Consider the following 22540-nt stretch of genomic DNA (forward strand, 5'->3'; position numbering starts at 1 on the left):
GCCGGCGGTGATCGCGACCGGCCTGGGCGCGGAACCGGTGACACTGCGGCTGGTGTGACCATCGGGGCTACGCGCTGTCAATATCCAGCCTGTTGGCCGGGCGGCCGTTGCTGCGGTCATCGATTTCGGCTTCGCGCACCTGACCGGCCAAGGCCGGCGAGCAGACATGCCCGGGTTTCGCATCCGGTTAACCCGCGCGCCGGATAGTTGAAACTCCCGTCTGGAGTATCCCGTGCCCTACGACCGCATCAGCGAACTGCCCGACGCCGTGCGCGACCACCTCCCCAAACACGCGCAGGAGATCTACAAAGAAGCATTCAACAGCGCCTGGGGCGACTACAAGGATCCCGCCGACCGCCGCGGCGACGCTACGCGCGAGGAGACCGCGCACAAGGTGGCGTGGTCGGCCGTCAAACAGAAATACCGCAAGGGCGACGACGACAACTGGCACCCGAAATAGGTTCGGAAGCTGCCCCGCTGCGCTGCGGATCGTCCTGCGAAGCCTCGGCCTGCTAGCATCGCCAGGCGCGGGCCGGGGAGGGCCGCGCCACCAACATCATCAGAAGGGGCGACGCAATGGATTGGTATCTGAAGGTTCTGAAGAACTACGTGGGCTTCGAGGGGCGGGCACGCAGGAAGGAATACTGGATGTATTCCCTGATCAACTTGCTGGTCTATATCGCCTTGGCGATTGTCGAAGCCATGACAGGAATGGTGGGCGATTCGGGGATGGGCATGCTGACCCTGCTCTATTCCCTGGCGGTGCTGATCCCGGGTCTGGCAGTGAGCTTCCGGCGCCTCCACGACATCGACAAGAGCGCATGGTGGCTGCTGATCGCCTTGGTGCCGCTGATTGGCGTGATCGTGCTGCTGGTGTTCGCCTGCTTGGAAGGCACCCGCGGCGACAACCGCTTTGGTCCCGACCCGAAGGCGGATGAGGGCGGCGTGCCGGCGACGGCGTAAGACTGTCCCGATGACACAAGAACGGCACCTCCGGGTGCCGTTCTTGTTGGTGCCGTTGTAACAATGCTCCCCGTTGCAGCCGTTATGGATGTGCTGCCGACCCGATGGCATTACCGTCGTCTGGCGAGCTCGTTCGGCCGTCCGACCGGACTCCGCCGGGCGTAGGAACGACGCAAGTCGTCCACCTGCGAATGTTGGATGTGATGGCCAGGTCGCGGCTCACGTCGCTCCTGGCAAAGGCGGCGTTGCCTACGCCGGCTCCAGATTCGCGTACGCCAGCACCAGCCACTTGCTGCCGACCTCGTCGAAGTTGACCTGCACACGGGCGTGGGCGCCGCCGCCTTCGAAGTCGGTGACCACGCCGGTGCCGAACTTGGCATGGCGCACGTTCGCACCCAACGGCAGCGCGGGCGTTTCCACCGCGGCGTGGCCATAGTCCCGGCGCGGTGCGCTGTTGAACATCGGTCGCGAGACCTGCAGCTTCGGACGCACCTCGTGCAGCAGCGCCGGCGGGATCTCACGCAGGAAGCGCGACGGGATCCCGTACATCTCCTGGCCGTGGATGCGGCGCGCCTCGGCGTAGCTCAGCACCAGCTTCTCGCGGGCGCGGGTGATGCCGACGTACGCGAGCCGGCGCTCCTCTTCCAGCCGCCCGGCTTCCTCGACCGACCGGTTGTTCGGGAACAGGCCCTCCTCCAACCCGGCCAGGAACACCAGCGGGAACTCCAGCCCCTTCGCGCTGTGCAGGGTCATCAACTGCACGCCCTCCTCGCCGGCCTGGGCCTGGCCTTCACCGGCCTCCAGCGAGGCGTAGCTGAGGAACGCGACCAGTTCCGGCATCGCCGCCGCGTCGTCCTCGTCGCTGCGGATGAAGCGCGCGGCGACCGAGACCAGCTCGTCGAGGTTGTCGGTGCGCGAATCCAGCTGACCCTTCGACTCGCGCGCGTAGTGCTCGCGCAGGCCGGAGCGTTCCAGCACGTGGTCGATCTTCTCCTGCAACGGCATCCCGGCGACGTCGGCCTCCAGACCGTCGACCAACGCGATGAAGCCGGCCAGCGCATTGCGCGCCCGCGCGGCCAGCAGGCTTTCGGTGGTCAGCCAGCGCGCGGCGACCCACAGCGGCGCACCGTCGGCCCGCGCCCGGCGGCGCACTTCATCCAGCGTGCGCTCGCCGATGCCGCGCGTGGGCGTGTTGACCGCGCGCTCGAACGCGGCATCGTCGTTGCGGTTGGCGACCAGCCGCAGGTACGCGAGCGTGTCCTTGATCTCGGCGCGCTCGAAGAAACGCTGGCCGCCGTAGACGCGGTACGGCACCTGTTCGCCGAGCAGGATTTCCTCGAACGCGCGCGACTGCGCGTTGCTGCGGTACAGGATCGCGACATCGCCGTGGCTGCCGCCGTCGCGCATCCACTGCTGCAGCCGCTCGACCACGAAGCGCGCCTCGTCGATCTCGTTGTAGGCCTGGTACAGGTCGATCGGCTCGCCGCTGCCGCTGTCGGTCCACAGCTGCTTGCCGAGACGGTCCGGGTTGTGCGCGATCACCGCGTTGGCGGCGTCCAGGATGTTCGCGCTGGAGCGGTAGTTCTGCTCCAGCCGGATCGTCTGCGCGCCCTCGCCGCCGACGCCGAAGTCCTTGAGGAACTTCTGCATGTTCTCGACTTTGGCCCCGCGCCAGCCGTAGATCGACTGGTCGTCGTCGCCGACCGCGAACACCTTGCCGCTGTCGCCGGCGAGCAGGCGGATGAAGCCGTACTGGATCGCGTTGGTGTCCTGGAACTCGTCGACCAGGATCTCGCGGAAGCGGTGGCGGTAGTGCGCCAGCAACGCCGGGTTGTCGCGCAGCAGCTCGTGCGCACGCAGCAACAGCTCGGCAAAATCGACCAGCCCGGCGCGCTCGCAACGCTCCTGGTACGCCTCGTAGCAACGGCGCATGACGTCGGTCCACTGGTCGTTCGGATCGGACTGCAGGTGCTGCGGCCGCCGGCCTTCGTCCTTCTGCGCATTGATCCACCACGCGATCTGGCGCGGCGGGAAACGGGTGTCGTCCAGCTCCAGTCCCTGCACCACGCGCTTGACCAGCCGCAACTGGTCGTCGGAATCGAGCACCTGGAACGCTTCCGGCAGCTTCGCCTCCTGCCAGTGCAGGCGCAGGAGCCGGTGCGCCAGACCGTGGAACGTGCCGATCCACATCCCGCGCGTGCCGTTGCGCAACTGCGCATCGACGCGCTGGCGCATCTCGGCCGCGGCCTTGTTGGTGAACGTCACCGCCAGAATGCCGTGGGTCGGCACCCCGAACACCTCGTTGAGCCAGGCGATGCGGTGGGTCAGTACGCGGGTCTTGCCGGAGCCGGCACCGGCCAATACCAGGTAGTGACCGGGCGGCGCGCTGACAGCCTCGCGCTGCGCCGGGTTGAGCGCATCAAGCAGGTGGGAGACATCCATCGGGGCATTCTACCGGGTGGGGTTCTACCCCGCGCCGGCACGGGAGGCCTCGCGCACCCGGGGAGGAGTTCAATCGTCCGGGTGTTCGAAAAGCACCGTGCCGTCGTCGGGGTCAACCGCCAGGTCGACCTTGGCGCCGGCCTTGTCACGCGCGTCAACTGTCCACACGCCATCATCGAAATCGATATCGCGGATATCGCTGTACCCGGCTGCGGCGAGCGTGCTGCTTATGGCTTTGGCGTCAAGCTTTGGAGTCGTGCCTTCGGCATACACCTTGCCACTCACGGGATGTACGCGCGCATCAATCCAGGACCCGTCGGCGCTGCGCACATGCGCTTCCCAGAATCCATCGTCGAACTCCAGGTCGCGGACATTTTCATATCCTGCGGCCGTGAGCCTGGCCTGGGCCTGCGCGTGGGTCAGACCCGTAGACTGCGCGCCTACCATGCCGGCAGCGATCAAGCCGGTTGAAAGAACAGAAAGAACAATGAGTCTGCGCATGGCTGCTACCTCCGTGGTTGGACAAGCAGGATAGGTATGGGGTTGCGACGGCGCAGTGAACCAGCAACCGCCTCGATGCTTGGCAAATTCCAGACGCAGCGCACCGCTGCCGACCCGATTCAGGCATTGGTTCCCATGAGTAGACTTTCAAAAGCATTGGCCGTTGGCGCGACAGCGATCGCCTTGATCTATCTGGCCATCTGCGCGCTGCTTTACCTGTCTCAGCGTTCTTATATCTACTACCCGAGCCACCGCAGCGCCGACACCGCCACGATCACATTGGACCGGGGCGACGCACGGGTCCTGGTGTCCACCAACAGCATCGACCGCGACCGCGACTACGACCACGACCGCGCCGTGCTGTATTTCGGTGGCAATGCGGAAGACGTATCCCGGGCGATCGGAGTATTGGATCGGGCGTTTCCGGATGCCGCCATCTACGCGATGCATTACCGCAGCTATGGCGGAAGCACCGGCACCCCGTCGGAACGCGCGCTGGTCGCGGATGCAATGGCGTTGTTTGAGCACGTGGTTGAACAGCACCCCCGGATAGCCGTTGTCGGCCGCAGCCTGGGGAGCGGAATCGCGGTCCAGGTGGCCGCATCGAAACCCGTCGACCGGCTGGTGCTGGTCACCCCATACAACAGCCTGCTGGAACTGGCGGCGGAACACTTCCGGCTGTTTCCGACCCGGTTTCTGCTGCGGGACAAGTATGAATCCTGGCGTTATGTCGGCCGGTTGCATGTTCCCACCACCATCGTCATGGCGGGCCATGACCGGATCATCCCCAATGAGAGCTCCCGGCGACTGGCCGGGGCATTTCCACCGGGTGTGGTGACAGTGGTCGAGATTCCCGAAGCGGATCACAACAGCCTGTCGAATTCACCGGCGTACGTTGCGGCGCTCGCCGGTCGTGACGAAGCGGGGAACGATCGGTAGGTCGATCCCGGGGTTCGGGCGGCGCAATGCGCTTTGCTTATTGCGCCTACGTCCGGGTAACGGAACGTAGGGTGTATTAGCCGAAGGCGTAATACACCACCGCCATCGCGAGCGAACACCTTCGCCGGCTCAACGCAACAGCAGCACCGCGATCTGGCAGTTGCGCACGACCTGGGTGGTGGTGCTGCCGACGATGAGGTTGCGGATGCGGGAGTGGCCGTAGGCGCCCATCACCAGCAGGTCGATGGAGCGCGCGGCGACCTGTTCGGCAATCACGCTCTCCGGCGCGCCGGGCACGGCGTGCATGCCGGGTGAGAAGCCGGCGGCCTGCAGTTGCGCCTGCGCCCACTGCATCGGCTCGGCCTGCGCTTCGGCGGCGTCACCGACCATCAGCACGTCGCACGGCAATCCGCGCAGCAGGGGGCTGGCGGCCACCAGTTCGACGCAGCGGCGGGTGGTGGCGCTGCCGTCGAAGGCGATCATGAAGCGCTGGATCGGCCGCCAGGCCCGCGGGGCCACCAGCACCGGACGGTCCACGGCACGGATGACGCGCTCCAGGTTGCTGCCAAGGTGACCGCGGGCGAAGTCGGCGTTCTCGCCGCGCTTGCCCAGCACGAACAGCCGGACCTCGTCCTCCAGCGCAAGCAGGGTATCGACCAGCACGCCATGACGTTGGCGGACGGTCGCCGCGACGCCGTGGCCTTTGGCAATCCCGTGGGCCTGCTCCAGCAGGGTCGTCGAGCGCTGCCGAACGAGGTTGCCGCGCTGTTCGTCCAGCAACGCCATCTCTTCCAGCAGGCCTTCCTGGGCGCCGAGGTACAGGTTGCCGGTGAGGTCGACGGTCACCAGCGCGGCCTCGCGGTCGATCGCGTGCATCAGTTCCAGCGGCGCGCCGAGCCGGGACGCCGCCCAGCCGGCATAAGCGGCGACGCTGGTGGCATAACCGGACACGTCGATCGCGGCGAGCACCCGGCGCTCGGCAAACGTGGGGGTCTGGCTCATCGCGGTGCCCTCATGTGGTGCGCTCCTCGATCCGATGGTGCCGACCGGGCGCAGGCCCGGTTAGCCCGGTGACCGCCACCGTAGCCCCGCCGCGGCGCAAACGCATCACCGCCTGGAGCGGTGCGCGTGTCCGTCAGCCGCCGCGAGGTTGGCGTCAGGTCACTGGTCGGGAGCCTGCATCCGGTACTGCGCCGGCGGCGTCGCGCCCATCAGGTGGCGGACAAAGTAGTCCCAGCGGCGGCGGGTCATGTAGTTGGTGTCCGCACCGAAGCTGTGGCGGGCATTGGGGAACATCAGCAGGTCGAAGTCCTTGTTCGCCTTGATCAGCGCGTCCACCACCAGCAGCGTGTTCTGCGGCGGCACGTTGTCATCCATCATCCCGTGCGCGAGCAGCAGCTTGCCCTGCAGGTTGGCGGCGCGGTTCTGGTTGGCCTGGGCGTCGTAGTTGCTGCTGCCGTCGGAGTTGGTGCCGCTCTTATCGACAATTTCCAGCCCCTGCCATTTCTCGGCCCAGTCGTCCTCGTAGTTGCGGTTGTCGTGGTTGCCGGCCTGGGCGATGCCGACCTTGTAGAAGTCCGGGTAGGTGAACATCGCGTCCACGGTGGCGTAGCCGCCGCCGGAGTGGCCCCAGACGCCGACGCGGTCGAGGTCGATCCACGGGTGGCGCGCGGCCAGTTCGCGCAGGCCGGCGACCTGGTCGGGCAGGGTGTTGTCGCCGATGTCGCCGCCGAACGCATCGTGGAATGACTTGGAGCGCCACGGCGTGCCCATGCCGTCGATGGCTATCACGACAAAACCCAGTTCCGCCAGCGCCTGGTGGTCGTTGCGCGCGGCCGAGAAGCTGCGGCCACGCACCGAGCCGGTCTGCGGGCCGGGGTAGATGTAGTTCACCACCGGATACCTGCGCGCCTCGTCGAGGTCGGTCGGGGTGAACATCAGCCCGTACAGCGTGGTCTTGCCGTCACGGGCGGTCACCGTGATCGGGGTCGGCGGCACCCAGCCGGTGGCGCGCAGGCGACGGTCGTCGGCGCGGGCGATGCCGGCGACGGTGCTGCCGTCGTCACTGCGGCGCAGCACGGTCACCGGAGGCGTGGTCGGGGTCGAATACGCATCGACAAAGTACGTGCCGTCGGGCGACAGGCTGATGCTGTGGTCGGCGTCTTCCGGGGTCAGCAATTGCGGCCTGCCGCCGTCGAAACCGATCTTGTAGAAGTGCTGGTAGTACGGATCGCGGCCGGGCTCCATGCCGACGCCGCGGAACCAGATGGTGCGGCTGGCGGGATCGACCTTCAGCACTTGGGTGACGTTGCCCTCGCCGGTGGTGATCGCGTGCTTGAGCTTGCCGGTGGCGAGATCGTAGAGATACAGGTCGCCCCAGTTGGCGCGCTCGGAGAACCAGATGAACTCGTTGCTGGCCGGCAGGTAGTGCCAGTTGACCTTGCCGTTGCCACTCTCGAAATAGGTCGGCACGTGCTCGTGGTAGACCTCGCGCACGGCGCCGGTGGCGGCATCGGCGACCCGCAGCCAGGTGTCCTTGTGGTCGCGCGAGGTGGAGGCGAACGCGAGCGTGCGGCCGTCCGGCGCCCACTGCACGTCCTCCCAGCCGCCGTCGCAACTGACGTCGTCGCACAGGGTCGAACGGTGCTGGTCGGGCGGCATCTGCAGTCGGGTCGTGGCCCCTGCCGCGACGTCAATGACTACGCGTTCGATCATCGTGACGTGCTCGTCGCCGGCGAACGGGTACTTCCAGCGCTCGACCTTCGGCGCGCCGACATTGGTGCCGACCAGCACCATCTCGCTGGTCCGGCGCTGGTCCTGCTGGAAGGTCGCGATCTTCGACGAATCGGGCGACCACACCAGGATCGCGCGATCGCTGTGGGTCCAGCCGGCGTTGTCGGTGGCGTAGCCGTAGTCGGTCGCGCCGTCGTTGGTCAGCCGGGTTTCGGCCCCGGAGGCGACGTCGCGTACCCACAGGTTCCAGTCGCGGATGAAGGCGGCCAGCTTTCCATCGGGCGACACGACGACCGGCTGGTTGCCCGACGCGTTGGTGCTGGCAACGACGCAACCCACCTTGCCCTGCAGGTCGCACAGGTAATGCTGCTTGTCGAAGGTGATCTCGAGACGGCCGTCCACGGCGGGCTGGATACCGGTCACGGCCAGTTTGGTCGCGTCGAGCGTCTTGCCGGTGGCCTTGGCCAGCGCGGCCGCGAGCCGGACGCGGTCGAACGCGTCGCTGATCGCGCCGGTGGCGGCCTCGACCCGGCGGAAATGGTCGCCATCGGCGTCGTGGTCGCGGAACCAGAAATGGCCGTCGTCCTGCCACGTGACCGTGTTGACCGCGTGGTCGAGCAGCGGCGTGGTGTTGTAGCCCATGAACGCTTCGGCGCGCGCGTAGTCATCGGCGGTCAGCACCCGGGCCGCGTCCTGCGCCGCGAGCGGCAGCGCCGCCGTCGCCAACAGCCCGCCCACCAGTGCGCCGCACAGACGCGCCTTGCCGTTGATCACACCCATGGTTCACCCCTGTTGTTCGGTTGCAGCCGGTCGACTGGAAACGCGCGACCGACGATGGCCGGGCGACGCGAGGGGTAAACCTTAAACCGGAACCGGGAGGCGCCGCTTGGCGGGACGTGTGGCCCTGCGCGTCTGGAGCCGAAGCCGCTCTTGGCTCAGGTCACCCGGTCCAGCATGCGGCGATGGCCGATCAGGCGGGCCCAGCGGGTGCCCACATCCGACCAGCAGACGTAGGCGGCTTCGCCGGCGAGTCGCAGCAGGGTGCGCGGGCCGAGCTGCAGCCGCGGTTCGGCGGCGCACAGTTCGGCATCGAAACCGAGTTGGCGGGCGAACAGGGCACAACGGGCCAGGTGGTACCGGCTGCTCAGCAGCGTGACCTGCAGGTGCGCCGGGCGGACCTGGTATCGGCCGGTCGTCATCGCAGGCGGCGGCACCATCGTCATGGGGGTATCTGCGGCGGATGACTTTCCGTCCACGGCGATCCGGCCGAGCAGGCCGCGGGCGTTGCGGAGGTTCTGCATGGTGTCGCGCGAGTGGGCTTCCAGTTGCAGCGGCACCTCGTCCGTCCAGCCGCGGGCGAGCAGGCCGTCGCGGGCGAGTGCGGCCTCGGTCGGCTCGCCGGGTGCGCCGCCGCCGAGCAACACCACGCGGGACGGAATGCGTTCGCGCCACAGCGAAACGGCGCGATCCAGCCGCGCCTCGAAATCGCGATCGATCCGGCCGGCCGGCGCGTGCTTGCCGAACAGCAGCACGCATTCGCTGCGCTCTGGCAGGCACGGTGCCTTGCGGGCGATGCGGAACACGTGGATGAAGTAGCCGACGTAGACGAGCCCGGCGCTGAGCACGCACGCGGCGACGGCGACGGCGAGCGAATGCCAGACGTCGCGGTCGACCAGCATGGTCAGCTTGTGGGCGGCGCGGGACATGGAAGGGTTGGCACGACGGCAGGAGGCGGCTGAAGGATCGGGCAGTCTACGCAGCGCGGGCAGTGGGTGCGGGTGGTGGCTTTGGTTCGATGAAGGAAAAGCCATGAAGCCAAAGCGGAAAGCGGATTATCGGGCGCGCGCCTGCCGGGTATCCCGGACAGTCGCTCCACGATATTCGCTTGGTGTCCGGGACACCCGGCAGGCGCCTGGGGTTTTGTGGGTGGTGATGGGAGCAACAGCAACATCGGAAGCGGGGGGTGAACGAATCGGATTTTTCTCGTCATTCCCTGCGGCCGGGAACCCGGGTGCAAAACGTCATGACGCCGCCAAGCGCTTCGTCGTTCCCGCGCAGGCGGGAACCCATGGACGTTAAATCTGTGTTGCAACGCGAACGTCCCAGGATTTTGCGACTCCGGCGCCTGACACGAGCCAATAGTTCGAAAGCGCACGGTCTTATCCCAGCCCTCGCGGGAATGACGAGCAAGAGTTGAATTGTCCGGAACTTCATTGAACCGGGCGCGGGTCAGCCGCTGGCTATACTTTCGCGCTACGGCTCCGCATGCCATCTCCGCCACCACCTGCAGGAACCTCGCGTGCCGCCAGCGTCCACTCCGCCGCAATCCCTGTCCGTTATGCCGGCTCTGGCGATCCGAGCCTGGAGTGCAACCACGGCACTCGGGCGCGGGGTGCAGGCGCAGCAATCGGCGCTGCTGGAGCGCCGCAGCGGGCTGCGCCGCAATGATTTCGGGCCGGTCGGCAGCGACGGCCAGCCCCTGCCGTGCTGGATCGGTCGGGTCGAGGGGCTGGAGGACGCGCCGCTGCCCGCCGCTTTCGCGCGCTGGGAATGCCGCAACAACCGGCTGGCGTGGCTGGCCTTCCAGCAGGACGGCCTGCCGGAGGCGCTGGCAGGCGCGGTCGCCGCGCACGGGGCCGGGCGGGTCGCACTGGTGCTGGGTACCTCGACCTCCAGCATCGGCGCCACCGAGGAGGCGTATGGCCGGCTGGAGACGCAGGTCGACGGCACGCAACGCTTCCCGGCCGGACTGGACCGCTCGATCGTCCACACCGTGCACTCGCTGGGCGACTTCATGCAGCATGCGACCGGCCTGCGCGGGCCATGCATCACCGTCGCCACTGCGTGCTCGTCGAGCGCGAAGGTGTTCGCCCAGGCCGCGCGGCTGATCCAGGCCGGCGTGGTCGATGCGGCGCTGGTCGGCGGCGTGGATACCCTCTGCGGCAGCGTGCTGTTCGGCTTCAATTCGCTGCAACTGGTGTCGCCCGATCCGTGCCGGCCGTTCGATGCGGGCCGGACCGGGCTGTCGCTGGGCGAGGCGGGCGGCTTCGCGCTGCTGGAACGCGCGACGCCCGGCGAGACGGGCCTGCAACTGCGCGGCTACGGCGAATCCAGCGATGCCCACCACATGTCCTCGCCGCACCCGCAGGGGCTGGGCGCGCAGTACGCGATGCGCGATGCGCTGGCGCGCGCCGGGGTGACGGCCGCCGACATCGGTTACCTCAACCTGCACGGCACCGCGACGCCGGCCAACGACAGCATCGAGGCCGCCGCGGTGGCCGCGATGTTCCCCGACACCCTGCACGCCGGTTCGACCAAGGGCTGGACCGGCCACACCCTCGGCGCGGCCGGGATCGTGGAGTCGGTGATCGCGCTGCTGGCGCTGCGCCACGGCACCCTGCCCGGCACGCTCAACAGCGACACGCCCGACCCCGCCTGCGGCGCGCAGATCCGCTTCGCCAACGCGACGGCGGACATCGACCTGGCCATGAACAATTCGTTCGGCTTTGGCGGCAACAACTGTTCGCTGGTGTTTGGCTGCTCATGAAAACCAATGCCTCCTGCAGGAGCGACATGAGTCGCGACCCACCGACCTCACGACGCTCTGCGCGTTCGCGACTGACGTCGCTCCTGCGTCGGGGTCAACCAGATACACGCAACACCGACGCTGGAATGTCTGCATGACCCCGCTCACCGCCACCATCGAAGGCGTCGGTTTCTGGAGCGATGGCCTGCCGGGCTGGCGCGACGCATGCACGTTCGCCACGACCGGCCGTTTGCCCGAGACCGCTCCCGGCCGGCCCTCACCGCAACTGCTCGCGCCCAATGAACGCCGGCGCGCGCCGGCGACAGTCGCGGTTGCGCTGGAGGTCGCCCTGGCCGCCTGCGACGCCGCCGGACGCGAGCCCGCGTCGCTGCCGTCGGTGTTCGCCTCCTCCCACGGCGAGCTGGCGATCACCGACTACATGTGCGCGACCCTGGCCGACCAGCCGCAGGCGATCTCCCCGACCCGCTTCCACAACTCGGTGCACAACGCCGCCGCCGGCTACTGGACCATCGGCACCGGCGCGATGCAGGCGGCGACCGCGATCAGCGCGTTCGATGCGACGTTCGCGCAGGGGTTGCTGGAGGCGCTGGTGCAGATCGCCACCGGCAGCGAGGCGGTGCTGCTGGTGGCCTGCGACGGTGCCAGCGCCGGGCCACTGGCGCGGGTATCGCGCAGCGAGGGGCTGCTGGGTGGCGCACTGGTGCTGTCACGCACGCCGCGCCCGGATGCGCCGATGATCCGGGTCGCATTGGCCGACGGCGGGATCGCATCCGGGCCCACGCGCGGGCCGCTCGCCGAACGCCATCACGGCAACGCGATGGCGCCGATGCTGTCGCTGTTCGACGCGCTCGCCACCGGTGCACCGCGAGTCACGCTGAAAGCCGGGCCGGAGCGGATACTGCAGGTCACCATCGAACCGACACCCGAACCGGAGTCCGCGCATGCCTGAGTCCCTGCACCGCGACAACATCGCCGTGCTGATCCCCGCGCTCAACGAGGCCCTGCGCATCCGCGATGTGGTCGAGGGCGCGCTGGCCGAATGCCGCCAGGTGATCGTGATCGATGACGGCTCCGACGACGATACCGTCGCGCGCATCGCCCACCTGCCGGTGACCGTGCTGCGGCATGAGCGCCGGCAGGGCAAGGGCGCCAGTCTGCGGCACGGGTTCCGCGAGGCCCTGTCACGCGGCGCCAAGGGGGTGCTGACGATGGACGGCGACGGCCAGCACGCGGCCAGCGACATTCCGCGCCTGCTGGCGGCCGCCAACCACTACCCCGCCCACATCGTGATCGGCGCACGCCTGCGCAAGCGCGCGCAGCAGCCGCACTACCGGCGGCTGGCGAATGCGTTCGCCGACTGGGGCATCGCCTGGAGCACCGGCTACCAGATCGCCGACACCCAGAGCGGCCAGCGCCTGTACCCGGCCGCGGTCGCCGCGCTGGGGGACGTGCCGGGCGAGGATTTCGTGTTCGAGGCGCAGATCCTGATTTCGGCCGCGCGCGAACTCGGCACCCGCTGTGTGTCGGTGCCGATCGAATCGCGTTACCACACGGTCCATGCCGACCCTGCGAGCGCGCCCGAAGGCCCGCCCGAACAGTTCCGCCGCAGCCACTTCCGGCCGCTGCGCGACTTCAGCCGGATCACCAGCCATGTCGTGCGACAGTCGCTGCGTCCGCTCGAACTGCCGGGCATCTACCGCCGCATCTGCGCGAACCCGCCGCTGATCCACGACCCCGAGGGCGAGTTCACGCCGCCCGCCGCACAGCGCGCGACGCGAACCGGCTGAGCGTCAGCGCGCCCGCGACGGCCGGTCTCAGCGGGCCGGCACCACCGCCGGTCGCGCTTGCACCGGCGGCGGATCGAACACATAGATCGCGATGCCGGCCGCATGTTTCTGGGTCGGACTGATGTTCACCCCGACACCGCCGCTGACGTGGCTGCGACCGCCGAAGCGGCCACTGCCGACCCCGATGCCGACGTTGCTGCCGCCGTAGCCTTCCGCCGCGCCCTGGAACAGCACGCCGTTGGCGCCCAGTTCGGCCGCCGCCACGCGCAGCTTGCCGATCACGGCGTTCATCTTGTTCTGTTCGCCGTAAGTGAATCCGCCGCTGGAGGTTTCCAGCACGGCGATTTCCTCATAGCGGCCCGGCGGCGGGGTGAAGTACACCCGCACCTGCTCCGGCGACACCGCCGGCCGCGCGGGGCCGAGCATCACCTTGGAGGTCGTCGCGCAGCCGCTGGCAACCAGCACCAGGCCAACAATCAGCGCCATCTTGAGTCGCATGGTGAAACCTCCTCGACCGGTATCCGGCGGGCACATTGCCACACGGCAGTATCGCCCCGCGCAGGGTTGCAAAGTAGTGAACGGCGGTCAGCCCATCCCGCCGTTGATGCCGATCACCTGGCCGTTGATGTAGCCGGCCGCGTCCGAGCACAGGAAGCCGACCAGCGCCGCGACTTCCTGCGGCCGGCCCGCGCGCGCGGCAGGCACGAGCTGCCTGATGGTCTCGGCGGGGAACGCCTCGCCGGCCATGCGGCCTTCGATGACGCCCGGCGCGACCACGTTGACGCTGATGCCGCGGCTGGCCATCTCGCGCGCGAGCGACTTGCTGGCCCCGTGCAGCGCGGCCTTGGCCGCGGCGTAGTTGGTCTGGCCGCGGTTGCCCAGCACCGCCGCGACCGACGACACGCTGACGATGCGCCCCCAGCGCGTGCGCGCCATCGGCAGCAGCAGCGGCTGGGTGACGTTGAAGAAGCCATGCACGGACACATCGATCACGCGCCGCCACTGCGCCTCGTCCATGCCGGCCATCGGCGCGTCGTCGTGGATGCCGGCGTTGTTGACCACGACCTGGATCGGCCCGTCCTCCAGCAACCGCGCAATCGCCGCGCCGGTCGATGCACCGTCGGCCACATCGAAGGCAACCGCCTCGGCGCTGCCGCCCTCGTGGTGGATGACCGCGACGACCTCCTGCGCACGTTGCGGGTTGCCGTTGGCGTGCACGATCACGTGCAGGCCGTCATCGGCCAACTGCCGGCAGATCGCACCGCCGATATCGCCGCTGCCCCCGGTAACCAGGGCGCGTCGCATTGGGGTGGGTTGAGCGGTGGGTGGTGACATTCTGAATCTCCAGGAATTTCTTTTCGCTGCCGCATTGTCGCGAAAACGCGTGAGCATGCAGCTATCTGATGTGTTGCCCTTACCTGCCACTTCGTCGCTGGTGTCGTGCGAGAAGCAAGGGCGCCACAGGGACGTTGCGATTAACTGGAGCTGGAAAGCAAAGGCAAAGGCAGTATTGATCGCTTCGGAAACAGCGTCGCCCTGGCGGGGTGCTTGCTGCCCGGTTCGGGCGGGCTTCCTGCCCGCACTCACCGCCGCGGACCATCCATGGTCCGCTGTCCGCAACACCCCGCCAGGACGCCGCATCGACGATTGGTTGACGTGGGTTCTGGTGGACAGCGACTTCCGGCTTCGGACGCCGCGTCGGCCATTCATCAAGGAAGGTATGAACAGCCGTGCTTTCCCGTCATTCCCGCGAACGCGGGGACGACGGCAGTTGTTCAGGTTTTCCTTGACGTCTTGCGGTAAGTCTTGTCGTCAAGCTGCGCAAGCCTGCTTTTCCCATCGACCACCGAAACGATTCGGCGGCGCCTGCCGGGTGTCCCGATCACCAGGCGAATATCGTGGAGCGACTGAGCGGGATACCCGGCAGGCGCTTCCACGTACTTCGTAAGCGTTGGCGCGTTCCTCTAACCGTGTCCCTCGATTCCCTTGGAATCGGCCGGCTGCGGCATCACTGCGGCGCGCCCTTCCGCCAGCAGACGCCCTTCGTGGTGGATGCGGAAGTCGTATTGCCAGCCGCTGTCGCCGTCGATCAGCAGCCGCGCTTCGCATTCCAGCGCACCGTCGAGGTCATCGATGCGGGCGACGTGCAGCTCCACCCCGCGCAACGCGACCAGCAGTCCGGGGCGGGCGATGCCGCCGGCCGCGCGGGCGCGCAGACCGCCGTGGACGGCCATCGCCTGCGCGCCGTATTCGCACAGGTGTATCGCGTGCAGGCGGCCGTGGCTGCGCAGGGGATGCGCCGGATCCCGGTGTCGCCAAGTACGCAGACGGATGCTGGCCGCGTCCCAGCCGAGCACCTCGTCCCACAGGCACATCCCGCCCTGATGCGGAATCAGGCGCGCGATCGCGGCACGGTCAGCGATGTTCTGCACGGGGGCGACAGCGGGAGTCGCCTGCTCGGACCCGTCACCTGCATCCACGCCACGCACGCTCACAGCCGGCTCCGCGCGAGATCGCGCGACGAGGGCGCGGGCGGACCGTCCACGGCGGTCTGGCGCACGATCAGCAGCGCCAGCACAAAGTTGAACGCCACCCCCATCGCCACGGTGCTGCCGATCGCCTGCAGCACCGGGATGCTCGAGGTCGCCAGCAGCGCGAACACCAGCAGGGTCGCCAGGCTGCAGACCACGATCGCGTGCAGCGCGCGCAACTGGCTGTCGCGGTCATCGCCGGCGTGGTCGAAGAACAATCCGTAGTCCAGCCCCAGTCCGGCGGCGAGGATCAGCGCGACCAGGTGGAACAGGTTCAGCTCGATCCCCAGGCCCCGCAGCACGGCCAGCATCAGCAGCGTGGTCAGCGCCATCGGTGCGAGCACGCGCAGCACGCGGCGGCTGTCACGCAGCGCGATCCAGACGGTCGCGAGCAGCAGCAGCGCAGCCAGCGCCAGCGCCCACAGCAGGCGGACGCGGTACTCGGCGACCAGCGATTCGGACGCCTGCTTGAGGTCGAGCAGTTGCGCGCCGTAGGGCTCGATCGCGCGTGCGACTGCGGCCGGATCGTCCAGGCCGCTGAGGGCGACCAGCGCGGTGGCGTGGTGGTCGCCGCGCAGCAGTAGGCCGTCGACCCGCGCCGCCAGCGGCGTGCCGGCAAGGTCGGTGGCGGTCAGCGGCGGTGCCTGACGCGCGGTGGCGACATCGGCCAGGAACGGTTCGAACACGTCGCTGCGGAACGGACTGTCCGCCAGCGCCTCCTCCAGGGTCGCGCGCAGGCTTGCCGCATCCGGCAGACGCGTCTGCCGCGCACGCTGGGTGGCGGCGCTGGGCAGGTAGCGCGAGGCGAGGTCGAACCCCTGCACCCGTCCGTCGGCGCGCAGGCGCTGCAGCACCGGCAGCAGGCGCTCGGAGGCCTGCAGCGCCGCCTCGGCGTCATCGGTCTGCAGCACGACCAGGTAGCGCACGTCGGGCGCGCCGAGCTCGCCACGCAACTCGCCGTCCAGCGCCAGCAGGTGCGCCGGCACCGGGGTCAGCCGCGACAGGTCGTTCTGCCAGAACGAGCCGGGCGCGAAGCCGGTCACCGCCGCGCTGGCCACGGCCAGCAGCAGGCCGGCCACCACGCCCAGCCGCGGCCAGCGCGAGAACCGTGCCCACAGCCAGGCCATCGCCGGCGAGGTCGCCGCATCAAACGCCTTGCCGCCGTTCTCGGCGGTGTCGATCAGGCCGGGCAACAGGAAGCGGGTCGCCAACGCGGCGACGCCGAGGCCGGCGATGGTGAACACCGCGAGCTGCTTCAAGCCTTCCACGCCCGACACCAGGAAGGTCAGGTAGGCGATGCAGGTCGCGACCACGCCGGTGCCCAGGGTCGGCCACAGCGCGCGCGCGTTGTCCCACGGCGACAGGCCCGGACGCTGGTGGCTGATCAGGTGGATCGGGTAGTCCTGCGCGACCCCGATCAGGGTGAAACCGAACGCGATGGTGATGCCGTGCACGCCGTCGAAGCCGAGCGCGACCGCGCCCAGTCCGGCCAGTCCGCCGCTGGCCAGCGGCAGCGCGCCCAGCAGCGGCGCCTTCCAGCTGCGGTAGGCGATCAGCAGCAGCAGCGCGAACACCAGCCCGTCGAGGCTGCCGATGAAGCTGGCCTCGCGTTGGGTGCGCCCGCCGACCTCGACCGAAAACGCGCCCGGCCCGGTCATCGTCAACTGCGCCGGGCTGTCGCCAAGCACCTGCGCGAAGGCGCGCTCGATGACCTCGACCGCCGCCTGCTGGCCGCCCGGATCGAACCCCGCCGCGGTGGTCTGCACCGCCAGCAGGGCCTGGTTTCCGGCGCGGTCGAACCAGACGCCGTGCAGCTGTCGCGGTGCGTTTTCCGGCTGCCAGGCCTCCGCCAGCGTGAGCACTTCCAGGGTCGGATCGGCCGGCAGCAGCGGCTCGATCAGCGCCGCTGCCGGCGAGCCCAGATCCTGCAGCCGCGCGTCCAGCTGGTCGGCCAGCCAGGCGGCATCGAACGCGTGGGTATCCAGCGTGGGCGACAGCAGGTAGCGGTACGGACGCAGGCGCGCGGGAATCGCTTCCAGCATCGCCTCGCCGCCGGCCGCCGCGCCGTTGGCGACCAGCGTGAAGTGCGCGTCCCCGGCCAGCGCCTCCGCCAGCGCCGTCGACTGGCCGGCCAGCGTGTCCGGGGCATCGCCAGACAACGCCAGCAGCAGCAGGCGCGAGCCGGGGCCTTCGCCCAGTTCGTCGATCAGCAGCTTCTGCGCCGGCGTGCGCGCAGCCGGCATGAACTTGCGCAGGTCGCCGCTCACCTGCAGGTGCTGGCCGACCCACCAGCCCGCGACCAGCAGCAGCCCCAGCCAGGCCAGCGCCAGCGACAGCCGCCGCGACGGACTCATCGCGCCGGCACGCCGTCGTGGCACAGGGCGGCGAGGCCGGCAGTGTCATCGACCCCGGCCGCGGCGTGGGCGGCGCTGGCCAGCAAGGTGCGTTGCGGCGCGGGTTCATTGGTCATGCGGGTCTCGATGCAGCGCAGCTCCGCGCCCTGCCCGTACAGGGTGATGTCGCGCAGACGGCTGGCCGGTTCGGTGCTCCGTGGCGTCGAGGAGGCCGATGTGGCTGAGATCGATGCCGCTCGCGGCGTCAGGGTCAGCGTCCAGCGCTCGCGCGTGCCGCCGCTGCGGACGGCGTAGTACTCGCCCAGGGCCGCGCGGTCGCCGGACAACAGCGCGCCGAAGCTGGCCTGCAGGCCCGCCAGTTCCGGCGCGCGCGACAGCGGGAACGTGCGCGGCGGCTTGCCGGCGCGCTCGATGGTCGCCTCGCCGCCTGCCTTGTTGGAGACGATCGTGGTGGTCTCCGCGTAGGGCACGCGCACCTCGCGCACCAGCACGTCCTCCGCCGGCCGGCGGTATTCGCCGCTGAGGCGCAGCGGATTCTTCAGCATCCGCGACTCGCGCAGTTCGACGAACGCGGTGCGCACCGGCACCGGCTGGGCGAGCTTGCCGAGGATCCAGTCGGCGCTGACGGTGCCGGACGCGGCCTGGGCGGGTGCGCGGCGCGCAACCTGCTCAGTCGCCGCCACCGGCGAGCACGTGCCTGCCAGCAGCACGCCCGCCAGCATCGTCAGGGTGAACATCGGTCGTTTCATCGTCGGCCCGCCAGAAGTCATAGAAGTTGAACCAGTTGTACGGCGCACTGCGGGCATGGTGCTGCAGGCGGCTGGCGTAGCGCTGAACGAGCTCGCCCAGTACCGCCGGGCGCTCGCTGCGGGTCATCGCGATGCCCTCGCTGAACAACTCGAAGACCAGCCGGTAGCGGTTGCCGCCGCGGTACAGGCCGAACCCCAGCACCACCGGCACCTGCAGCACGCTGGCGACCAGCCACGGCGCGACCGGAAACCGCGCCTCATCCCCCAGGAATGGCGCGGACCGCGACGGCTGGCCCGGCTGGACGCGATCGACCAGCAGCGCCACCAGCGCGCCCGCATCGGTCGCCTCCTTGATCGCCAGCAGCAGCGACGGCCCGCTCTGGCCGGCGTCGATCACGGTGCGGGCGACGCCGGGATTCAGCGCATCCAGCAGCCCGGTCAGCGCCGGGTTGTGGCCGACATCCAGCACCACCCGCAACGGGATTTCCGGACGCTGCACCGCCAGCACGCGCAACACCTCGAAGCTGCCCAGATGGGAGCCGAACATCAGCACCCCGCGGCCGCGCTCAAGCTGCCGCAGCAAGGCCGCGTCACCCTCCACGCCGATGTCGAAACGCTCCAGTTCGCCGCCCAGCAGGAACACCCGGTCGAGGATCGTGGCGGCGAACGCGTGGATGTGGCGGGCGACCTCGAACAGTCGCGCCGGGCGGCCGTGGACCCGGGCCAGATAGTCGCGCGATGCACGTCGCTCCGGGCCGCGCACGACCAGGAAGTACGCGGTGATCGGCAGCAGCAGTGCGCGCGCCAGCCCACGCCCGCCGATGCGGGCCACGGTGCGGATCAACCACAGCGCCCGCCGCCCGCCGCCTTCGGGGCGCCGGGTCCAGCCGGCACTCATGGCGCCGGCCCGGCCACGAGCTCGCCACTGGCCAGCACCTCCGCCCCGCGCAGGACCTTGAACCGCCAGCGCAGCGCGTCCTTCAGGGACGCCATCGGCACCAGCTCGATCGTGGCCGGCTCGCCAGGCAGCAGCGGTTGCAGGAACTTGACCTGCGGCAACCGCCACGTGGCCGGCAGCGGTTGCGGGCAGGCCGCCTGGATCGCCTCGAGCACGCGATCCAGCATCACCACGCCAGGCACCAGCGGCCGGCCGGGAAAATGCCCGGCCAGGCAGGGGTGGTCGGCGGGGATCACGAACGAGGTCGACGGCACGGCAAGTCGCGGCAACGGCGGAACCGGCAAGGATAAGCCAGCGGCCGCGCGGTCACCTGCGCTCCGTTGAAGCCCTCATCGAAACTCTCATCGAAACTCTCATCGAAACTCTCATCGAAACTCTCATCGAAACAGCCCGCGCCAGAACGCCGGCCCGAGCTGGCCCATCCGGCGCAGGAAATCGAGGAAGTTGCGGTACGGCGGATCGGGGAACAGGCGCTGCCGCAGCAGGTACTCGCCGATGAAGAAGCCACCGAGGATGCCGTAGTCGAGCAGGTTGGCGAACCACGACCAGGCCTGCTGGGACACGCTCAGCACCGGCGGGTGGCCGAGCCGGACCAGCACGCCGTCGGGCACCGCGATCAACGCCAGCACGCCGTCGGCCAGCGCCAGCAGACCCAGCAACAGGGCCCAGGCGAAGGTCAGCCGGCGGGTATAGCGCTGCAGCTCGGGTTTCAGCGCGGACGGCTCGCATGCCTCCAGCGCGGCCACGATGCGGCTGATCAGCGGCACCCGGCCGGGCCGCAGGCTGCGGCCGAAAAACCACGACACCCACGCCGCGAACAGCATCGGCGGCGCGAGCAGCAGCAACACCGGCACGTTCCCGTCGCGCAGCGCCCACAGGCCGGCGACGCTGATTGCCAGCAGCACCCAGGCCCACCCGCGCCAGCGCGCCAGTGGTTGCAGCAGCACGATCAGCACCAGATCAAGCAGCGCCACCGCCGCCAACGCGTTGTCGCCGTCCACACTGGCGCGATGGGCGAGCAGCGGATAGGCGACGGCCAGCAACAGCCGCAGCACCACGACGGGATTCATGCGCGACGCGCGCCGACGATCAGGAATCGGGAGACCGTTCAGGCCGCCTTGTGCTGCTCGATGTGCGCCGCGAGCGCGCGCAGGGACGCGAACACACGGCGGTTCTCCTCGTTGTCGGAACGCAGCTGGAAGCCGTACGTCTTGCTGATCGCCAGCGCCAGCTCGAGCGCGTCGATCGAATCCAGCCCGAGCCCTTCGCCGAACAAAGCCGCCTCCGGATCGATCTGAGCCGGGGAGACCCCTTCCAGGTTCAGGCTGTCGACCAGCAATTGCGCGAGGGCGGATTCGGCGGGGCTTTGTGCGGACATCGGGTCAGGCTTCCGGAGGGATCAAAAGCGCAACGATCCGGCATGCCGCCGCGCCGCGCAACCGCGGGGCCGTTACGGGGCAGCGGCTATCATGGCCGGCATGACTCAAGACGGCATGATCGACTCCACTCCCGAACGGATCCCCGCCGACACCGGCGCGCGGCGTGCCAACACGCCCCGCAGCGCGGATCACGCCGGTCGCGTGCATGACGCCCGCCGCCCCGGCCACGCACCAGCCCGGACGCTCCAGGCAGCACCATGAACGCCGCCGCCCCGTTCGCATCGACCGCCGCACGGCTGAGCGTCGATTACAGCCACGACGACCTCGACACCCTGCTCGCGGCCGATGACACGCTGGCGGTATTCGGCTTCGGCACGGCCGCACCGGCCAGTGCTGACCCGCGCTACCTGCAGATCGGTTTGCAGCCGCAGGAAGCGCAGGCGCAGGCCCACGCACCGCCGACCCGCACCCCGCTGGAAGTCTGGCGCGGCCAGCCCGGCGTGCAGCGCGGGCGCGACGGCGACGTGGCCTGGGCCGAGGATGGCGCATTGCAGTTCGGCGCGATCGAGATCGACGAACCCGATGGCGAGGACATCGGGACCGCCGCCGAAACCGCCTACCGTCGCCTGCTCGCGGTCACCTTGCAGCGCGGCTATCCGCACCTGCTGCGGGTCTGGAACTACCTCGACGCGATCACCGACGGCGACGGCGACGACGAGCGCTACCGGCGCTTCTGTGTCGGCCGCGCCAGGGGCCTGGGCGACTTCGACGCGGCCTGCCTGCCGGCGGCAACCGCGATCGGTCGTGTCGATGGCCAGCGCCGCCTGCAGGTCTACTGGCTGGCCGCCAAAGTCCCGGGGGTTCCGCTGGAGAATCCGCGCCAGCTCAGCGCCTGGCGGTACCCGCGCCGCTACGGCCCGCAATCGCCGAGCTTCGCCCGCGCGATGCTGCCGCCATCCACCGCCGCGATGCCGCTGCTGTTGTCGGGCACCGCCGCGATCGTCGGCCATGAATCCCTCCACGCCGATTCGATCGAGACCCAGATCGACGAGACCCTGGCCAATTTCGACAGCCTCATCGCCACCGCGCGCCAGCACCGCCCCACGCTGCCGACGCACTTCGGCCCGCGCTCGCGGCTGAAGGTCTACGTGCGCGACCTGGCCGAGCTGGACCACGTCGCCGCGCTGCTCGAACAACGCCTCGCCCCCGGGGTGCCGCGCATCCTGCTGCACGCACAGGTCTGCCGCCGCGAGCTGCGGGTGGAAATCGACGGCGTGCATGACCTTTGAGCCGCGACCGCCGTCGCGCGCGGCGCCAAGATGGCGTCCAATCCCCCTATCCACCTGCCTGACGGAGATATCGACATGGGACTGATCAGCCTGTTGTGGGGCATCGTGGCGATGCTCTGGATGGTGGTGGCACTGATTCCACTGCTGGGTTGGGGCAACTGGTTCCTGATCCCGTTCGCCGCCGTCGGCGCACTCATCGCCGGCATCGGCATCCTGTTCACCCGCACCGAGAAGCGCGGCCGGGCCAAGGCCGGACTGATGCTCAACGGCATCGTGATCATCGTCGGCATCGTCCGGCTCAGCATCGGCGGCGGGATTCTCTGACGCCTGTCGCCGGGCACCCCGGCCCGGATCGCCGCCGGGCCTGA

Annotated in this window: 22 protein-coding genes; 8 read left to right on the plus strand and 14 right to left on the minus strand. The window is 69.2% G+C overall.

Annotated features, from left to right (window positions below; all coding sequences use genetic code 11):
* The first annotated feature begins 232 nt into the window (after positions 1-232).
* The gene (gene chaB, locus N792_RS09645; protein WP_036194505.1) at positions 233-460 is read left to right on the plus strand and encodes a putative cation transport regulator ChaB; all 228 of its coding nucleotides are present in this window, start codon (positions 233-235) and stop codon (positions 458-460) included.
* Positions 461-576: 116 nt separating this feature from the next.
* The gene (locus N792_RS09650; RefSeq protein WP_036194507.1) at positions 577-963 is read left to right on the plus strand and encodes a DUF805 domain-containing protein; all 387 of its coding nucleotides are present in this window, start codon (positions 577-579) and stop codon (positions 961-963) included.
* Positions 964-1212: 249 nt separating this feature from the next.
* On the opposite strand, the gene uvrD is transcribed toward N792_RS09650, so the two are convergent.
* Both uvrD and N792_RS09660 read right to left on the minus strand, forming a co-directional pair.
* Entirely contained in the window at positions 1213-3405 is a 2193-nt protein-coding gene (gene uvrD, locus N792_RS09655) for a DNA helicase II (protein ID WP_036194509.1), read from the minus strand.
* A gap of 69 nt (positions 3406-3474) precedes the next feature.
* The gene (locus N792_RS09660; RefSeq protein WP_036194511.1) at positions 3475-3906 is read right to left on the minus strand and encodes a PepSY domain-containing protein; all 432 of its coding nucleotides are present in this window, start codon (positions 3904-3906) and stop codon (positions 3475-3477) included.
* Between the two features lie 75 nt (positions 3907-3981).
* On the opposite strand from N792_RS09660, the gene N792_RS09665 reads away from it, so the two are divergent.
* Positions 3982-4845 carry an alpha/beta hydrolase gene (locus N792_RS09665; protein ID WP_198025591.1) on the plus strand — a complete coding sequence of 288 codons (864 nt, stop codon included), beginning with the start codon at positions 3982-3984 and terminating at the stop codon, positions 4843-4845.
* Between the two features lie 129 nt (positions 4846-4974).
* Here N792_RS09665 and N792_RS09670 read toward each other — a convergent pair whose 3' ends face one another.
* The 3 genes from N792_RS09670 to N792_RS09680 all read right to left on the minus strand — a co-directional run bounded on the left by N792_RS09670 (position 4975) and on the right by N792_RS09680 (position 9284).
* Positions 4975-5847, minus strand: a complete 873-nt coding sequence (locus tag N792_RS09670) for a universal stress protein (RefSeq protein WP_036194513.1) — start codon at positions 5845-5847, stop codon at positions 4975-4977.
* Between the two features lie 159 nt (positions 5848-6006).
* Positions 6007-8358 (minus strand): S9 family peptidase, encoded by a 2352-nt coding sequence (locus tag N792_RS09675; RefSeq protein WP_036194515.1) that lies wholly within the window; start codon positions 8356-8358, stop codon positions 6007-6009.
* 155 nt (positions 8359-8513) lie between these two features.
* Complete coding sequence (locus N792_RS09680) at positions 8514-9284, minus strand: YdcF family protein (protein ID WP_036194517.1); 771 nt, start codon at positions 9282-9284, stop codon at positions 8514-8516.
* Positions 9285-9916: 632 nt separating this feature from the next.
* On the opposite strand from N792_RS09680, the gene N792_RS09685 reads away from it, so the two are divergent.
* The 3 genes from N792_RS09685 to N792_RS09695 all read left to right on the plus strand — a co-directional run bounded on the left by N792_RS09685 (position 9917) and on the right by N792_RS09695 (position 12912).
* On the plus strand, positions 9917-11125 hold the full coding sequence (locus N792_RS09685) for a beta-ketoacyl-[acyl-carrier-protein] synthase family protein (RefSeq protein WP_036194519.1): 1209 nt from the start codon (positions 9917-9919) through the stop codon (positions 11123-11125).
* A gap of 133 nt (positions 11126-11258) precedes the next feature.
* Positions 11259-12074: a beta-ketoacyl synthase chain length factor gene (locus tag N792_RS09690; protein ID WP_036194521.1), complete on the plus strand. Its 816-nt coding sequence runs from the start codon at positions 11259-11261 to the stop codon at positions 12072-12074.
* Positions 12067-12912, plus strand: a complete 846-nt coding sequence (locus tag N792_RS09695; protein WP_036194523.1) for a glycosyltransferase family 2 protein — start codon at positions 12067-12069, stop codon at positions 12910-12912. Before N792_RS09690 ends, N792_RS09695 begins: the two co-directional genes overlap by 8 nt.
* 27 nt (positions 12913-12939) lie before the next feature.
* Here N792_RS09695 and N792_RS09700 read toward each other — a convergent pair whose 3' ends face one another.
* The 9 genes from N792_RS09700 to N792_RS09740 form a co-directional block, all read right to left on the minus strand.
* Entirely contained in the window at positions 12940-13410 is a 471-nt protein-coding gene (locus N792_RS09700; protein ID WP_036194525.1) for a hypothetical protein, read from the minus strand.
* An 87-nt stretch (positions 13411-13497) separates the two neighbouring features.
* Complete coding sequence (gene fabG, locus N792_RS09705) at positions 13498-14217, minus strand: 3-oxoacyl-ACP reductase FabG (protein WP_425478876.1); 720 nt, start codon at positions 14215-14217, stop codon at positions 13498-13500.
* Between the two features lie 659 nt (positions 14218-14876).
* Entirely contained in the window at positions 14877-15335 is a 459-nt protein-coding gene (locus tag N792_RS09710) for a hotdog family protein (protein WP_156969375.1), read from the minus strand.
* Positions 15336-15403: 68 nt separating this feature from the next.
* The gene (locus N792_RS09715) at positions 15404-17797 is read right to left on the minus strand and encodes an MMPL family transporter (protein WP_036194529.1); all 2394 of its coding nucleotides are present in this window, start codon (positions 17795-17797) and stop codon (positions 15404-15406) included.
* Positions 17794-18546 carry a LolA-related protein gene (locus N792_RS09720; protein WP_232220005.1) on the minus strand — a complete coding sequence of 251 codons (753 nt, stop codon included), beginning with the start codon at positions 18544-18546 and terminating at the stop codon, positions 17794-17796. Before N792_RS09720 ends, N792_RS09715 begins: the two co-directional genes overlap by 4 nt.
* Entirely contained in the window at positions 18467-19444 is a 978-nt protein-coding gene (locus N792_RS09725) for a lysophospholipid acyltransferase family protein (protein ID WP_052103904.1), read from the minus strand. The genes N792_RS09720 and N792_RS09725 overlap by 80 nt, the downstream gene beginning before the upstream one ends.
* The gene (locus tag N792_RS09730) at positions 19441-19773 is read right to left on the minus strand and encodes an ApeI family dehydratase (protein ID WP_224743884.1); all 333 of its coding nucleotides are present in this window, start codon (positions 19771-19773) and stop codon (positions 19441-19443) included. Before N792_RS09730 ends, N792_RS09725 begins: the two co-directional genes overlap by 4 nt.
* A 108-nt stretch (positions 19774-19881) precedes the next feature.
* Positions 19882-20574: a COG4648 family protein gene (locus N792_RS09735; protein ID WP_036194532.1), complete on the minus strand. Its 693-nt coding sequence runs from the start codon at positions 20572-20574 to the stop codon at positions 19882-19884.
* 38 nt (positions 20575-20612) lie between these two features.
* Positions 20613-20882: a phosphopantetheine-binding protein gene (locus N792_RS09740; RefSeq protein ID WP_036194534.1), complete on the minus strand. Its 270-nt coding sequence runs from the start codon at positions 20880-20882 to the stop codon at positions 20613-20615.
* Positions 20883-21140: 258 nt separating this feature from the next.
* Between N792_RS09740 and N792_RS09745 the strand changes: the two genes are divergently transcribed.
* Together N792_RS09745 and N792_RS09750 are read left to right on the plus strand one after the other, a co-directional pair.
* Positions 21141-22172 carry a chorismate transformation FkbO/Hyg5 family protein gene (locus tag N792_RS09745; protein WP_052103906.1) on the plus strand — a complete coding sequence of 344 codons (1032 nt, stop codon included), beginning with the start codon at positions 21141-21143 and terminating at the stop codon, positions 22170-22172.
* A 75-nt stretch (positions 22173-22247) separates the two neighbouring features.
* Positions 22248-22496: a hypothetical protein gene (locus tag N792_RS09750; RefSeq protein ID WP_036194536.1), complete on the plus strand. Its 249-nt coding sequence runs from the start codon at positions 22248-22250 to the stop codon at positions 22494-22496.
* Positions 22497-22540: the final 44 nt, after the last annotated feature.

It is taken from the genome of Lysobacter concretionis Ko07 = DSM 16239, from assembly GCF_000768345.1.
Classification (GTDB): Bacteria; Pseudomonadota; Gammaproteobacteria; order Xanthomonadales; family Xanthomonadaceae; genus Novilysobacter; species Novilysobacter concretionis.